General features: G+C 47.2%; 15 protein-coding genes and 1 tRNA gene. 3 read left to right on the plus strand and 13 right to left on the minus strand.

The features are described 5' to 3' along the window. Nucleotides 1–93 precede the first annotated feature (93 nt). A complete protein-coding gene (locus tag JUB14_RS21680; protein WP_229368113.1) occupies nucleotides 94–627 on the plus strand; it encodes a dihydrofolate reductase family protein in 534 nt (177 codons plus the stop codon). A gap of 14 nt (nucleotides 628–641) precedes the next feature. On the opposite strand, the gene JUB14_RS21685 is transcribed toward JUB14_RS21680, so the two are convergent. Both JUB14_RS21685 and JUB14_RS27935 read right to left on the minus strand, forming a co-directional pair. Further along, a complete protein-coding gene (locus tag JUB14_RS21685) occupies nucleotides 642–932 on the minus strand; it encodes a hypothetical protein (RefSeq protein ID WP_207508926.1) in 291 nt (96 codons plus the stop codon). Between the two features lie 146 nt (nucleotides 933–1,078). Beyond that, nucleotides 1,079–1,624: a collagen-like protein gene (locus tag JUB14_RS27935; protein WP_207508927.1), complete on the minus strand. Its 546-nt coding sequence runs from the start codon at nucleotides 1,622–1,624 to the stop codon at nucleotides 1,079–1,081. 366 nt (nucleotides 1,625–1,990) lie between these two features. Here JUB14_RS27935 and JUB14_RS21695 point away from each other — a divergent pair, with 366 nt between their 5' ends. After that, nucleotides 1,991–2,191, plus strand: coding sequence for a hypothetical protein (locus JUB14_RS21695; RefSeq protein WP_207508928.1), 201 nt, complete (start codon nucleotides 1,991–1,993; stop codon nucleotides 2,189–2,191). 88 nt (nucleotides 2,192–2,279) lie between these two features. On the opposite strand, the gene JUB14_RS21700 is transcribed toward JUB14_RS21695, so the two are convergent. The 9 genes from JUB14_RS21700 to JUB14_RS21740 form a co-directional block, all read right to left on the minus strand. After that, entirely contained in the window at nucleotides 2,280–2,579 is a 300-nt protein-coding gene (locus tag JUB14_RS21700; protein ID WP_207508929.1) for a hypothetical protein, read from the minus strand. 902 nt (nucleotides 2,580–3,481) lie between these two features. After that, nucleotides 3,482–4,156 carry a glycoside hydrolase family 19 protein gene (locus tag JUB14_RS21705; protein WP_207508930.1) on the minus strand — a complete coding sequence of 225 codons (675 nt, stop codon included), beginning with the start codon at nucleotides 4,154–4,156 and terminating at the stop codon, nucleotides 3,482–3,484. A 490-nt stretch (nucleotides 4,157–4,646) separates the two neighbouring features. After that, nucleotides 4,647–4,733 (minus strand) — tRNA-Ser (locus JUB14_RS21710). Nucleotides 4,734–4,781: 48 nt separating this feature from the next. Next, nucleotides 4,782–5,855: an asparaginase gene (locus JUB14_RS21715; protein ID WP_207509116.1), complete on the minus strand. Its 1,074-nt coding sequence runs from the start codon at nucleotides 5,853–5,855 to the stop codon at nucleotides 4,782–4,784. Nucleotides 5,856–5,883: 28 nt separating this feature from the next. Beyond that, nucleotides 5,884–6,657 (minus strand): TatD family hydrolase, encoded by a 774-nt coding sequence (locus JUB14_RS21720; protein WP_207508931.1) that lies wholly within the window; start codon nucleotides 6,655–6,657, stop codon nucleotides 5,884–5,886. Nucleotides 6,658–6,698: 41 nt separating this feature from the next. Continuing rightward, the gene (locus JUB14_RS21725) at nucleotides 6,699–7,685 is read right to left on the minus strand and encodes a glycosyltransferase (protein WP_207508932.1); all 987 of its coding nucleotides are present in this window, start codon (nucleotides 7,683–7,685) and stop codon (nucleotides 6,699–6,701) included. A gap of 68 nt (nucleotides 7,686–7,753) precedes the next feature. Then, nucleotides 7,754–8,377 (minus strand): polysaccharide deacetylase family protein, encoded by a 624-nt coding sequence (locus JUB14_RS21730; protein ID WP_207508933.1) that lies wholly within the window; start codon nucleotides 8,375–8,377, stop codon nucleotides 7,754–7,756. Nucleotides 8,378–8,403: 26 nt separating this feature from the next. Further along, nucleotides 8,404–9,540: a glycosyltransferase gene (locus JUB14_RS21735; protein ID WP_207508934.1), complete on the minus strand. Its 1,137-nt coding sequence runs from the start codon at nucleotides 9,538–9,540 to the stop codon at nucleotides 8,404–8,406. Continuing rightward, nucleotides 9,533–10,537, minus strand: coding sequence for a lysylphosphatidylglycerol synthase domain-containing protein (locus JUB14_RS21740; RefSeq protein ID WP_207508935.1), 1,005 nt, complete (start codon nucleotides 10,535–10,537; stop codon nucleotides 9,533–9,535). Before JUB14_RS21740 ends, JUB14_RS21735 begins: the two co-directional genes overlap by 8 nt. Between JUB14_RS21740 and ruvC the strand changes: the two genes are divergently transcribed. After that, a complete protein-coding gene (gene ruvC / locus JUB14_RS21745; RefSeq protein ID WP_229368115.1) occupies nucleotides 10,536–11,159 on the plus strand; it encodes a crossover junction endodeoxyribonuclease RuvC in 624 nt (207 codons plus the stop codon). The genes JUB14_RS21740 and ruvC overlap by 2 nt on opposite strands. 94 nt (nucleotides 11,160–11,253) lie before the next feature. On the opposite strand, the gene JUB14_RS21750 is transcribed toward ruvC, so the two are convergent. Both JUB14_RS21750 and JUB14_RS21755 read right to left on the minus strand, forming a co-directional pair. Then, nucleotides 11,254–13,278 (minus strand): thioredoxin domain-containing protein, encoded by a 2,025-nt coding sequence (locus tag JUB14_RS21750; RefSeq protein WP_207508936.1) that lies wholly within the window; start codon nucleotides 13,276–13,278, stop codon nucleotides 11,254–11,256. A gap of 27 nt (nucleotides 13,279–13,305) precedes the next feature. Then, nucleotides 13,306–14,952 carry a T9SS type A sorting domain-containing protein gene (locus JUB14_RS21755; protein WP_229368118.1) on the minus strand — a complete coding sequence of 549 codons (1,647 nt, stop codon included), beginning with the start codon at nucleotides 14,950–14,952 and terminating at the stop codon, nucleotides 13,306–13,308. Nucleotides 14,953–14,982: the final 30 nt, after the last annotated feature.

Genomic DNA, 14,982 nt, shown 5'->3' on the forward strand with positions numbered 1-14,982 from the left:
ATTTATGTACACTTTTGGATATACGCAAAACAAACTTGACCAGTGGCACTATTCTTATTGTAATTTATAGGTAGGAACAAAAACATGATCCCCATGCGTAAGCTCATACTCTACATCGCTACCAGTTTGGATGGTAAGATAGCCCGTAAAGACGGAGCCATAGACTGGTTACCTGATCCAAGCAGCGAAGACTATGGTTATCAGGAGTTTTATGATTCTATTGATACAGTGATCATGGGCTACAAGACATATGAAGTGTGCCTGGGATTCGGGGATTGGTACTATAAGGACAAAACCTCCTACGTTCTTTCCAAAAATCCAGATCGGGAGGTACTTCCGGTAGTGCAACTGGTTAATCAGGACCCCGTAGCATTTGTCAGGGATCTTAAAACGTCAGAAGGTAAAGATATCTGGGTCGTGGGCGGAGGGGAGGTTATTACGCTACTTCACGATGCCGGACTTATCGATGAGTACATACTGGCGTACATTCCCATTGTACTGGGTGAAGGGGTAGAGCTTTTTCCGGCCGTGACCAGACAGGAAAACCTGGAATTAGCGCAGCATGCTATTTATGAGAATGGGGTAGTCATGCTGTATCTGATCAAAAATAACAACGAGGTATCCTAAATTCAGATGATATTTTAGCTGGTTAATAGTTGATTCTTCTGGCTTAGAGCTTCTATCACGGGCTGAAGGCGGGAGCGCAGGGTTGGCTCAGTTAGCAGTATATTTCCTCCTGTCTGAAAGAAATGTAGCGTATTTTGGATGAAACAGAGGTAGCCTTTGGTTCTGATCCACTCTGATGAGGATTCATTCAGGCACTTAAGGTACAGGCTTGCTCTGGCGATTTCATCATTGGTAAAGATGATGAGATCAACCAAATCGAGGGTTTTGGCCCTGGCAATAAAGCTGTCAATATCAAATCGTTTCATTGATGAAGTATTCTTATTGTAACTAAGTTACATAGAATGAATTGACAGTATACTACCGTTCACGAAGCCATTGCTACTCTAGGAAAACTCTATACCCTTACAATAAAAAAGAGCAGCCGTTAGGCTGCTCTGGTACTATTTAGACTTTATTGTATTAAGAGATTATAGTCTTTCCTGAGGTTTTCGTAATCCCTATACCGTTCCATATTCATACGCCCGGTAGGTATACCCTTCAGAACCACTACTCTGTATCTGAAGGTGTAGGCCGGGGAAATGTTGCTAGGGCTATTGATAAACAGGGTAGTAGGATTATAGTCAAAAGTCAGGTCCAGGTTAACCAGATTTTCACCGTCAGCCGTGTAGGCCCAGCTTCGGAAAGGCAATAAACTGTATAAATTAGTATCCTTACGAATGTAGACCAGTACAAAATCCGTGGAATCAAGGGCCGCAGGAAAGTCAAAGGAGGTAAAAAGTCCGGAATCAAAGCCTGCCGTAAAGTCATAGATCCTGGGGCTGGCACCGGGTTCACCGATTGGTCCCTGTGGTCCAGCTGGCCCTGCGGGTCCGGCAGGACCGGCGGTTCCTGTTTCACCACGAGGCCCGGCGGGACCTTGAGGGCCGATATCGCCCTGCTCGCCTTTGCAGGCAGCCATTAGTACCAGTACTGTACAAAACAGAAGTAGTTTTTTCATGTGTTTTTTGAAACAATGGTGAGAATATAAAAGCAATGTAATTATTTATTGTTTACTGACTGCTGATCATTCATGCAGTTGCGGGGGTGTTGTCAGACTATACTTTGTTCACTAAGTAGGATAACTAACTAATTTAGATTTCGTTAGCCAAACCTCATAACCCACTCTGCTCCGGTACTTCAGTTAAAACTTCAATGTGACGCTTGTGTTATTTTTCAGCGATGTAGTACCGTTTGATAAATAATTTTGTTACATTTACTTATATTTTGCTACGCACAATTCGGGGGTACCTTACTATCCGCACCAGTACCCGTTAGTTCTGTGGATCAGAATGTAGTGTCTCTCACCTCTTACCATCCTAACTACATGGCCGATCTCGTCAAACATCCAACCTTAGAAGAATTTGTTGACCTCAGTATGGTCAATGCAGTTCTACCTGATACTAATCCGCAGGGGCAGTCACTTGTTGTATTTCTGCAACTGAAAAAAAGTCAAAAAAAGCAGATTATCTGGGAATTCGAAAGTCAGGAAATTCGTAATCACTTTCTCTTACAGTTACAGCAGTAGCTATCATTTCTTTCTCACATATATAATTCTAATTGCTTCTTTTCTTTATATCTTTACTTTCTCATTTTATTCAAAATGAGAAATCTGGCTATTCAGTTACCCGCTGTTGTTCCATCATTTTTCTGGCCAATGGTAGCAATTCAGCATCCGGAATAAAATCTTCACAAACTATGAGCAACGAGTAGAGCGATCGACTGATTAGAGCAGGATCGGCTTTATCTTGCTGTAGGGCTGCTTGTACCATGTGAAGCGAAAGGTCCGCCAGTAGATATTTGCGTTTTTCAAGCCATTCAGGTGATCCTTTGATAGCTTCGTGTTCCAGATAGCACTCTTCAGTTAATGCATGTGCCTCTTTGCAGTGTTCAAGTACTAGCTTCTTTTTGTCCATTGGAGGGAAGTGAAATTAGGGCTATGGTAAAGTTGGCAAAAAAGCTTGTACCATACAACGAGAAGTAAAAAAAGGAATTGGAATAAAACCTGATGTTTGGTAGATAAGAGTAAACTCTGAATGTCTTATTGAGATACAGACTGTATGCAGTGAAAGGCTCAGCAACAAATATTGGTACAGTAGGCTGACTATACAATAGCGTTAGTATCATATGTAGTGCATATAGTAGTGATATTATTGTTTATATCATTGGTATTGAGTGGATTACATGATATATGGCGCCGGTATTGTAAATAGAAAAATATATTTTGGAGGTTGAGGTATGTGTGGCTCGAAATTTGCTTAGAATTGCCAAGTTTCAACACTCAAGATATGCATGTATAGTTTAGAACTTAGCCATACTGCCAACGGAAATATTATAGGTCGCTGTGTAATTAACGACCTCGTAATCACTAGCAATCCTCAGTCAGAAATACCTGACGTACTAGACGAAATCCTTTATATAGCTCGCAGTTATAGTGGTCCGCTCGATAAGGAGCCTGTATTTGATGTGGTGTGGGCCAACGAAGAGGAAGAAATTAAGTGCAGTAGCTGTAAGCATATACTACCTAAGGATCTCCTGACCGAATGCTCAACCTGTGGTGAGTACCTGTGCAGTTTATGTACGTGTACCCAATGTCAGTCTGTACGTGGGGCAGATTATGTACTTAGTAAGAGCTAATACTACTTGAAGATAGTCTGCTGCTGATTACCACTTACGCATATCAAAGCCCCGACTAGTCCAGTCAGCCGGGGCTTTGACATGAGGGTTTCTTCCAAATAGAATAAATTTATTGCGTACCATCCCCGGCACATGTTCCAGTAGCTTATGACGGGTCTGTAAAGGGACGTCAGTTATCTGTCTAAGCCAAAGAGGATAAATTATCTTTAAGGAGTAGGTCAAAGAGTGTAGTCCGTTCTTTGAGCCCGATTAATCCACCATTGATGATTTCGGTGGTCCTGACCATATCTTTTTTATCTGCAAAGGCATTCAGGCCGTTCCTCTTCCAGAACCAGGCTGCCGCCCACATACCCCAGCGTGGCGTGGCTACCAGATCGGGATTTTTTACAAAGTCAACCCCCAGCCCCATTCCAATATCACGGTTAAGGGCGATATAGTTACTTTTTCCGGTTATCATTTTGGGGCCGCGCCCACGGTACCGCCATCCATCACCACTGGCTTCGTTCCCATTGCCAAGTCGGTTTCCATAAACATAGTTAGCCAGTCGTTCAGGATTCTTCGCGTAAAAGGCAGGATTACGTTTGCCGTCAGCGAATACTGGTACATCCCGTCTTTCACCTACCTTGATCGTTCTAAAACGCTTCGGCCATACCTGGGGCAGTCTGGCTTCGCTGTAGTTCAGGTTTTCTATAAAGCGGGTGTAACCGGCGCATTCGTGTCCGGTCTGGGCCCAGAACATAGATTCTCTTTCGGGTGAATTGATTTCAGCATATTCAAATATCTCCCGGGCAAATGGGTAGTACTCAGCAATGGATGAGGCCGGAAATTGGGCCATAATACTAGTAGCCTTAATCATGATAGGAATAGCGGTGAAGGTGTGGCTAGGTACTTTATTAAGCAAACGCAGGAATACGACCTCTGCTGGCCGTGACGGAAGACAATTGGCGAAAAACGAAGGGCTGGATAACGCCCTGCACCTATCGCTAAGGTATGATCTAGTAAAGTATGAGTCGCAATAATTAAATCACTGACTCCTGCTACTATAAGTAGCTGAAATACTAGCAGTTGAAGTGTTAATATACAGAGAGTTACAGTAACTTCAAAGTGTGTGTTTCTAAAAATAATTATTTGGTTACTTATTAGGGTGGTGAAGCAGGCGAATCTATACCTGGTAAGGGAGAATGATCCAGAATGTGTAAGCTTAGATTATATTCAGGAAGGGTTAGTCTGGTAGATACAACCTGTTATAGTCTCTGCTACAAAAGGCATATCCCTTTAAAATAATTCTTGTTGGTCAGTAGTATAAAAATGAAAAAGCCGATCCTACGACTAAGATCGGCTTTTTGCAGAGAGGAAGAGATTCGAACTCTCGATACCGTTACCGGTATACACGCTTTCCAGGCGTGCCCCTTCAACCACTCGGGCACCTCTCTGTATAGGAAAGTGGGTGTAAATATAGCGCAATTACCTATCTGTGCAAATCAAATACTCATTTCACCACGCAGGGGGGCAGAGAGCAGATCGCGGTAGTGTAGACTATCCAGTTCTTTACCAAATACATACATCATTTTGGTAATAGCCGCTTCGGCTGTAATATCTGAGCCACTTACTACGCCTATTTGCTCCAGGTACTTGCTGGTCTGGTACTGGCCCTGGGTTACCCGTCCGCCTTCACACTGCGAAACGTTGTACAGGATCAGTCCCCGGTCAATCGCCATCCTTAGCTCTTCCAGAAACCAGTAATCAGTTGGAGCATTGCCCGCACCAAAGGTTTCAATGACCACCCCTTTCAGACCTTCAATTTCAAGTATAGAGCTAACTACCTTGCGACAGATTCCCGGAAATAGTTTGAGAAAGGTAACATTACGATCCAGTTTGGTATTGAGCCGTAGCGTCGAGCCCGGTTGGTAAGCAGCTATATAAGGGAAATTATATTCGATACGAACCCCAGCCTTAGCCAGGTGAGGATAGTTCTGTGAGTGAAAGGCGTTAAAGTCCGAACTCTCTTGTTTCTTGGCCCGATTGCCCCGCAGTAGTACCGAGTTGAAATAGATACACACCTCCGAGATGATTGGGTAACCCTGCTCGTTGGTAGCCGCGGCTATTTCAAGGGCTGTGATGAAATTCTCACGCGCATCGGACCGGGCTACTCCTATGGGCAGTTGAGCTCCCGTCAGTATAACGGGTTTTTTAAGGTTTTCCAGCAGATAGCTCAGGGCCGAAGCCGTATAGGCCATGGTATCGGTACCGTGCAGGATCACAAAGCTATCGTATTGGGTGTAGTGGTTGTAGATGATCTGAGCTATCTCCACCCAGAGGGCCGGCTTCATGTTGGATGAGTCAATGGGCTCGGTAAGAGTGAGGAAGGTAATCTCAAAGTCGAGCCTCCGAATCTCAGGTACTTTGTCGATGATATGCTCAAAGTCGAAGGGGACCAGCTGACGCCCTTTTGATTCGAACACCATTCCTAATGTACCACCTGTGTAGATAACCAGCACCGAGGCCCGGGGGGGCTCAGGCGAAATGGGATTGATGCGTACTTCTTTATACTCCATAATAGCCATTAGGGCAGGTAAAGCCGGGTCAGTTAGTCGTTTTTTCAGAGACGAAGGACAGGGCATTTTGGGTAGTAGCTTCTATCACCTCAGCCTTGGATATGCGCTTCAGGTCAGCGACGCGTTGGGCTACCAGTTCCAGATAAGAGGGCTCATTGCGCTTGCCACGGTATGGGACAGGAGCGAGGTAGGGACTGTCTGTTTCGAGTACGAGGTGTTCAAGATCTACGTAGGGGAGTACTTTGTCCAGTCCTCCGTTCTTGAACGTAGCTACTCCTCCGATACCCAGTTTGAAACCTAATTCAATGGCTTTGTTGGCCTCTTCCAGAGTACCTACAAAACAGTGGAATATACCGGTCAGCTCCGGATCGGCAAATTTCTCAATGAGGGCTACGGTTTCCCAGAAGGCGTTGCGGCTATGGATATCGATCCAGAGGTTGTGCTTACGGGCCAATCCGCACTGTACCAGAAAAGCCTCTTCCTGCTGGGAGCGGAAGGTCGTATCCCAGTATAGATCCATGCCTATCTCTCCTACGGCCAGGAAAGGGTACCTGGCCAGCCAGTCTTCAACGATCTGTAATTCTTTCTCAAAGCCTTCTTTTACATAGGTAGGGTGTAGCCCCATCATGGGCAGACAGCGCTGAGGGTACTGTTCAGCAAGTTGCATCATACCCTCGATGGTACCATGGTCGCAGTTAGGCATCCATATTTGTTGTATACAGGCCTGCCAAGCCCGTTCGAGCATGGCATCGCGCTCTTCTGCAAACTGCTCGTCGTATATATGAGCGTGGGTTTCAATCATTTGAAAAGCTATTCTTTACTATATTTATTAATTTATATTGTCTAATTCGCTTGTAAAAACTGCCTGTCTTTCCACACCATAGGGCTGGGCAGGTAGTAGTTAATCAGCATGCTGGTGAAGTTCCCCATTATATAGAACCAAAACAGCGGTACTACCTTCAGGAGGTCCCACTGACGGAGCATGACCACAGTTAGTCCAGCCGCAAAAGTAAGATGGAAGTAATGATATACCGCTATACTAAGGCTCTGCTCCGGTATCCAAAATGCCATAACTACTAAGGCCGGTAACAGAAGGGCCGTAATAAATGAGAAGAGCCGGAGTGGCCAGGGAAGCTTCATCGCACCTACTGTCCAACGTTTCCTCTGCTTCATCAGTTCAGTGTAGGAAAGTACCGGCTCAGACCGGGCTAATATCCCTTTTTCAAATGCCTGAACAAAGCGATACCCCTTGCGAACTATGGTGATAAACAGACTGTAATCTTCTACAATAGAAAACCCAATGCTTTCGTAGCCACCAACCTGACGGTAGGCTTTGGCCGTGACAGCCATGTTATTACCCAAACCGGTAACAGGTATTCGGAACAGGGAAAGCATTCGTACACCACCCATAATAAACATCCACTCGAGTGACTGCAGATCCGGGAAGTAACCCATAGATTGCATACGCGTGACGCCTACTACTATCCCTACTTTGGGGGTAAAGTGACGGAGTATATTCGTAACCCAGTGGCTGGAAACCGTAATATCGGCATCGCAGAATAAAAAATATTGTCCGCGGGCCTGCTGGGCCAACTGGGCAAGTACGTTGGCTTTGGCTTTGAGTCCGGCTATTTCCTGCTCGATGAGGATGTACCTGAACTGGGGTTTATCTGCAATGAATTCCTGTATAATACGTGCAGTCTGATCAGTAGACTGGTCGTCACCAATAAGTATCTCAATCTGCCTGGTCGGGTAGTGCTGCTCATACAATGCCTGTAAGCACCGTTCTATATTAGCTTCCTCGTTGCGGGCAGCTACGAGTACACTCACTTGTATATTCTCTTCCAAATGTATCACGGATCTTGTTGCAGACTGTATCTATAAAACTGTACCATGACTTAGTGCATGGGAAGTGCTTCAAAGGTAAAGCCTGCTTCGGTAAAATGCTGCAGCACCCGCGGCACTGTGTATTGCATATTGGGAGCGGCCTTAATGCTATCGTGGAATAGCAGGATAGAGCCGGATCGGGTATGTTTGATTGACTGACGAAGACAGGTATCTGAGCTTACTTCTTTTGAAAAATCCCCACTAAGTACATCCCACATCACTACCTGCTTGTCGGCCATTACTACCCGCGCCTGACTCCCTTTGATCCGGCCGTAGGGGGGACGGAAGAGCCGGGTGCTTAGGTTCAACTGTTGGGTACACTGGTCAATATTAGACAGGTAAGTAGTATCTTCTGTTTTCCAGCCGTTGAGGTGGTTGAAGGTATGATTCCCTACCGAGTGCCCTGCCGCCAATACTTTCTGATACACTTCCGGATGTTTTCTGACATTGTCCCCAATACAAAAAAAGGTAGCCTTAGCCCCATACTGTGCCAGCGTGTCCAGTACCATTTCGGTGATATCCGGTATAGGGCCGTCATCAAAAGTCAGGTACAGCTTTTTCTCCCGGGTAGGTACGTGCCACAGGTACTTCGGGAAAATAGCCTTCAGCCAGAAGGGGGAATAATGCATGAACATGGCTATCAATTGATGTAAAAGTTTTCTTAAACCAGCTTCCGGCCTTTCCATTCATATTCGGGTCGCTGTACCGCCAGACCAAAGAACGTTACATAGAAAGGGTAGATAAGCTGTACTAATGGAATATAGGGGATAGACCTCTTCTTCTTCAGAAACAACAGGACTCGGCCAATATATAGCCACTCAGGTATCCATTTCAGCAGCAACATAGCCAGCAAAGTAGTGAACGTGATAAATCCGCTTACCGCCAGGATAGGAGCTACCAGTAAGGCGGCATTACAACTGAAAACATACAGGGCTAGTATGACCGGAGATTTGCTCTTATAATGTTTCCACTTGCTGGCCCAGCGCTTCCGCTGCCGGTAGAACTGCATCCATTGCCTGTGGGGACCTGTTTGTACTATTGCCTCAGGATGTTTCAGGAACTGAATCTGGTCAGGATAACGGGACGAGATCTTATGCAGCAGAAATTCATCATCCCCCGAGGCCACGTGTCTGGTACCTTCAAAGCCATCCACGTCGAAGAATACCTCTCTGGTATAAGTAAGATTAGCTCCGTTGCACATGGTAGGTTTACCGGCGGCAATGGTACAGGCACCGCTTCCGATCAGACTGGAGAACTCTACCGTTTGCAGGTGGTCAGTAAGGGATGTTTCCGCAGTAAACGTAACCGGACCACTAATCAGGCGAGCCGAAGTTTGTTCGTAACAGGTCGCAATAGCCTCCAGCCAACCGGGCCCTACGCGGCAGTCACCATCGGTCGTGACAATGAGCTCACCTGTAGCTATGTGTATGGCTGACTCAATAGCTCGTTTCTTAGGCGATTCTGTAAAGGTATCTGTAAGTGGAAGCAAGTGGATCCGACAGGAAGAACCTGCCCGAAACGTATTTACCAGTTCAGCGGTGTTATCGGTCGAAGAATCGTCCACAATGATCACTTCAAACTGGTGGTAGGGAAGTGACTGCCCCTCCAGGTCACGTAGCAGGTGAAGAATATTAGCAGCTTCATTCCGTACGGGTATAATCACCGATATCGTAGTGGAAGTAGCGGTACTTTTTATCTTGTTTTTGGGAATAGACCTCCACAGGAACAGCAGCCCTATAGTAAAGAGGGAGTAGCTTCCAATTAGCACCCAAAGTATATCTACAAGTATTTCAATCATGTCGGGAAAGCCATTTGTGCTGCCACACCAGTACGATACCTACCAATAGCGGACCAAGAATATTGATCGCCCACACTAATAGGGTAGCCGTTATAACCTGCTCGGAGGGCAGACCATATTGGCTGAACAAAAACAATGCGATAAACTCCCGAAGTCCCAGGTCACCAAACAGGTTGATAGCCGGAATGATAGTCTTGGCGAGGAGGATTAGTCCGACGCAGGCGGTAAGTTCAACCAGGGTCAGGGGGAAGTTAAAGAGCGTAAGCGCCAGCACAAACTGCAGCATAAACACCAGGTATCGGAACATACCGTACAGGAGAGGGGGGAGCAGATCCCCGGCTTCGTACCGGCTGATCACCTGAAAGTAGGGAGCAATTTTATTAATAAAAGCGAAATTTGATTTCCAGCGGGTCAGCGATTTACGAAAATAAGCTACAACCGGCCCCAGTACGACCAGGAATATTAATCCTCCTGAAATGATTGTAGACAAGGTAGGTGAAACCGGAACCGAACTACCTACCAGTGACCAGCTCACCAGCCCGACTACCAGCGAAACATAAAACTGGATACCATTTGAAACCACGGCAGCTCCGATGGCTAGCAGGCGCTTATCAGAACGTAGTGAAGCTACCCGACCCAGGGTATCGCCTAATTGAGCGGGTACGGCTACTCCCACGGCCAGCCCGGTAAGGGTACTCCTAAATGCTTCCTTGAATGTGACAGGTACTGCTTTCAGCGCCAGTCGTTGCCATTTCAGACTTTCGAGTGCCCAATTGGCCGGGACCAGCAGGAGCATGGTCAGTAGGGTAATGCCATTTTCTTTTACCCACAGCTGACCCAGTACTACACCAATGGACTGTACCCCTTTTTGCTCTGACTGAAGGGTTGAAAATATATAGCTGAGTACAAGTCCGGTTACGAAAAATTTAAGCAACCACCACAGCTTTCTGGATACCGTTTTGTCGTTTGGAAGTGGTAGTTGTTTATCTTGCACCATGATGATTCAAAAAGAAGTGGGAACCAGCGCTGGTGCGACAAAAGTAGAGACGCCCGAAAAGATTATAATCGGGGTGGATCCGGGTACGCAGGTAACCGGGTATGGGGTTATTATGGTCAAAAACCAGCAGATTAGTCTGGTTCAGTACGGGGTCATCCATCTCAGCAAATATAGTACCCATGAGTTGAAGTTAAAGAAAATCTTTGAACGGATCAGCCAGCTCATAGACGAGTATCTTCCCGACGAAATGGCCATTGAGGATCCATTTTTTGGTAAAAATGCCCAATCTATGCTTAAACTGGGCCGTGCCCAGGGAGTAGCCATGGCGGCGGCTCTCGCGCGCAGTATACCTATCGTTGAGTACTCCCCAAAAAAGATAAAGCAGTCGGTAACCGGCAATGGTAACGCTACTAAAGAGCAGGTAGCCTATATGCTCGAGAATATCCTCAAAATGGAGCTGAGCCGGGAGTTTATGGATGCTACCGACGGCATAGCCATTGCCATCTGTCATCACTATCACGCTACAGCTCCTGCTTCGATTGGAGGCGGAGGTTCTGGCAAAAAAGCTAAGAAAGGAGGTTGGGGAGCCTTCTTAAACGAGAATCCGGAACGTCTTAAATAAGTATATGAGTCGATGAGTTCTTAGTTAATGAGTCTACGTAGCTTAGACCATACATTTAAGTCTGCCAATCACCTGATATCTTTACAAAACCCAACTACATACTCCTGGCCTCTCTTAACTGCTGAAATGCTTTCTCTACACTCGTAACAGGAAGCTGACAGGTTTTGTTAAAACAGACGTAGATGGCAGTCTCTCCCTGTATGGTAGTTCGTCCTTCCAGCAAAGGTAGGCGAGAGGTAGTCGGCGTACCGGCTACTACTTTATTAGGTATAAAGTAGTACTCTATCTCCTGACGGTACTGATCGGCTTCGGGCCCCACCAGTACGATCTCTGCGGTAGGGGTAACGCGGGTGCAGAACAAAGCGGCCCAGTTGGTTACCCACTGTACATCCGTGAGCATGATCTTCCGCATCTTGGACAGCATCTTGTCCGATACCTCCAGGTTGTCTTCCCGGTCCAGTATGACTCCAAGTGTGTACAGGTTATGAGCCATGATCGAGTTGGAGGCCGGTATGACGTTATCAATGACTTCTTTCTTACGGGCAATTAACGATTCGCCCGCGGCATCTGTGAAGTAGAAGTACTCGTCGTGCGGGTCATAGAAGTTTGCCAGTGTATAGTCACAAAGAGTCTGCGCTTCCAGGAGCCATTTTTCGTCAAAGGTAATCTGGTATAGTCCGAGGTACCCTTCAGCTACTGCTGCGTAGTCTTCCAGAAATGCCGTAATGGTGGCCTTCTCCTGCTTATAACTGTGCCAGAGCTTACCGTTATCTGTCATTCGGGTAAGGATAAACTCACCTACGCCCAGCGCTGTCTCCCGAATGGATTCATCACCCAAGGCCCGATAGGCATCGGTTAGCCCTTTCAGCAGTAGCCCATTCCAGGAGGCAAGTATCTTATCATCTAGACCGGGACGTACCCGTGCGGTGCGGGCCTCGGCTAACTTTTGGAGCGCTGTCTGGTACTTCTGCCCAAAATCATCGGTATAGATCCCTTGGAGGCGGGCGGTGTCTTCGGCGGAGTGCGTAAGGTGCAAGTGGTTGTAGCCATGCTCCCAGTTGCCCTCAGTACGTATTGAATACAACTTAGCGAACCACTCAAAATCAGACTCTAATATATCATGTAGCTCGTCTTCCGTCCAGATGTAGAACTTCCCCTCTACGCCTTCACTGTCCGCGTCCAGAGCTGAATAAAAGCCTCCCTCTGGCGACTGCATTTCGCGTTGCAGCCACTGAATGGTCTGTCTTAGTCGATCAGCATACAAAGGTTTACGGGTAAGCGTATAGGCTTCGGCATAAATGCTCAGTAGCTGGGCGTTGTCGTAGAGCATCTTCTCGAAGTGGGGGATAAACCACTCATCGTCTACCGAGTAGCGAGCCCATCCGCCCCCCACGTGGTCGTAGATTCCACCCAGAGCTATTCGATCCAGTGTCGTTTCCAGTTGGGCAATGGCTTCGGGATGCTGGGTAAGGTCGTAGTACCTGAGCAGAAACTTGTAGATGGAAGGCATCGGAAACTTAGGTGCCCGGTTCATGCCTCCTTTAGCCCGATCGAAGTTACGCCTTAGTACCTCGAACATAGTATCTACTTCATCTTCGGTATAGGAGTCGGAGGTAGATGCCAGTCCGTACTTCTCGGTTTCGCTCATGATCATATTCTGCACGAAGCCTTCCGCCGATTCGATCAACTCTTTGTGGTGATTGGTAAAAGCGGTCTTGATACTCAGCAGCAGGTTGGCCCAGTTCTGGGGAGGTAGGTAGGTAACTCCGTAAAAGGGCTTGGCATCGGGCAACAGGAATACGTTAAGAGGCCAGCCTCCGCGGGTGCCCATCGCCTGCAGGGCATCCATGTATACAGCATCTACATCAGGACGTTCCTCCCGATCCACCTTGATGCAGATGTAGTTGTCGTTCATAATAGACGCGATCTGCTCCTTCTCGAAGCTCTCTCGCTCCATCACGTGGCACCAGTGGCAGGCCGAGTAGCCAATACTGACTAGAATGGGCTTATTTTCTTCTCTGGCTTTACTGAGTGCTTCTTCCCCCCACGGGTACCAGTCTACCGGGTTGTGGGCGTGCTGGAGTAGGTAAGGGCTGGTTTCGTTGGCTAATCTATTCACGCTGCTTAGTTTCAGTTATCGGAAATACTATTTGGCAATCACGAGCCGCCGGGTCAGAACTTTGTCCTTGCCTGCTATACGAGCTATGTACACACCGGGCGCCAGGCCAGGCAGATGAAGTTCGTAGCGCGAGTCACCCGGAAGTACACGGTATTTGCTTTCCAAAATAACTGTTCCTCTTACGTCAGTGAGGGTGAAGTCTACTTCACCCCCGCCTACTCCCGTCAGGATCATATAGGCCTGCTCACTGGTAGGATTGGGATACAAACGAGCATCGGCCAGGTACGTTTCGTCTGAGGCAATGACGTCTTTGAGATCAAAGCTGCAGAGGAATACTTCACGGCCTTTGAGGGTAATGGTCTTGTACCAGTTGCGATAGGCGACAGTGATTTCAGTATCCTGGTTTTCAGTAGCATAGGTGTTTTGAGCAGCGATGAGTATCCGGTCACCCTTCACCACACCCCGCCAGATTGGGTTGCGGAGCTCCATATGGTCCCGGGCCGACTGAGGGATCACCAGTTCGTAGTTACCCTGGAACATATCGGCGTATTCCGAAAGCCGATAGAGGCCATAGATAAAGTGCTCGTAGGTGGCGTAGTTCTCCTGACGATTACGCTCGTACTGATTACTATCCCATAGCCACAGTCCCTTTGCCCCTGAGAAGAATGGGAAAATAGCCGTGGCCTGAGCCATAAAATCTGGAATCTGATTGGCATCCGGAGAGAAACTGGTATGGTAGCGCAGCCACACAAACGGTACGATGGGTTTATCACTCCAGGCGCGGTTTACCTCTATCTGAAACAGCAGGTACGACAGGTAGTCCTTCCCCAGTGGATTAGAATACGGATAAAAGTAGTAAGCTGAAGGGGTCAGCAGGTCCATTTGCTCATAAAATTGACCGCCTACCTTACCACTGTTATCATTCATCAGGTAGTGGGTTCGCAGAGGATTGGTAGCCCAGTCCTGCCAACTGTTGGCCGTGATGTTTAGCCAGGTGCCGCGTACGGGTACATCGCTGTAGCTGGTAATTTTGGTAGACGGGTCCAGGCCTTTTCTTTTGAGGTGGCGTACGGCTTCACTGTACCACCAGCGGATGTCCTGTTTATAAGTCCTCAAAAATTCAGTATCTGATAGGGAAAGGTATGGTTCGGGTACACGGCGGTCTGTTTTTAGCCGCAGTATATCTCGGTCTTCTTCCTGCATACGTTCTACGTCCAGGCATATAATATCGGCTTTGGGTAAACCAGTACCGCGTGAGTTGTCGAACCTGTTGGCCAGGAACTCCAGGTAGTTGTTCCAGTAGTTTCGGTACAGGGTTGTATCATTACCCCAGGGACTTTCGAGTCCGAAAATGGACCAGGGCTGCTTGTTATCAACGGTGGCAACCGAATTCCACAGGAGAGCCCGATTCTGTACAGGCAGGGTACTTGGTTCAGCTCCGCTGAGGCTTGAAAGGTGGCTGAATCCGTGCTTTAAGGGCTGGGATTGGGTATCACCAAAACGAGGACCTTCGTAGATGATTGTAAAGGGTAAGGAGAACTCAGGAAACTTAGACCATTCTATCGTATTGTTGGGAGTGACAGGGCTCAGTTTGAAAGCGGGTTCACATACCTGGCTTAGCGCTCGCTGATGAACAAGTAGTATGACTATAAAAAGTAGAAATCGCTGGTACATATTTTTAAAGTTCACCACTTGATAAGATTT

The sequence above is a fragment of the Telluribacter humicola genome (genome assembly GCF_017355935.1).
GTDB classification, from domain to species: Bacteria; Bacteroidota; Bacteroidia; order Cytophagales; family Spirosomataceae; genus Telluribacter; species Telluribacter humicola.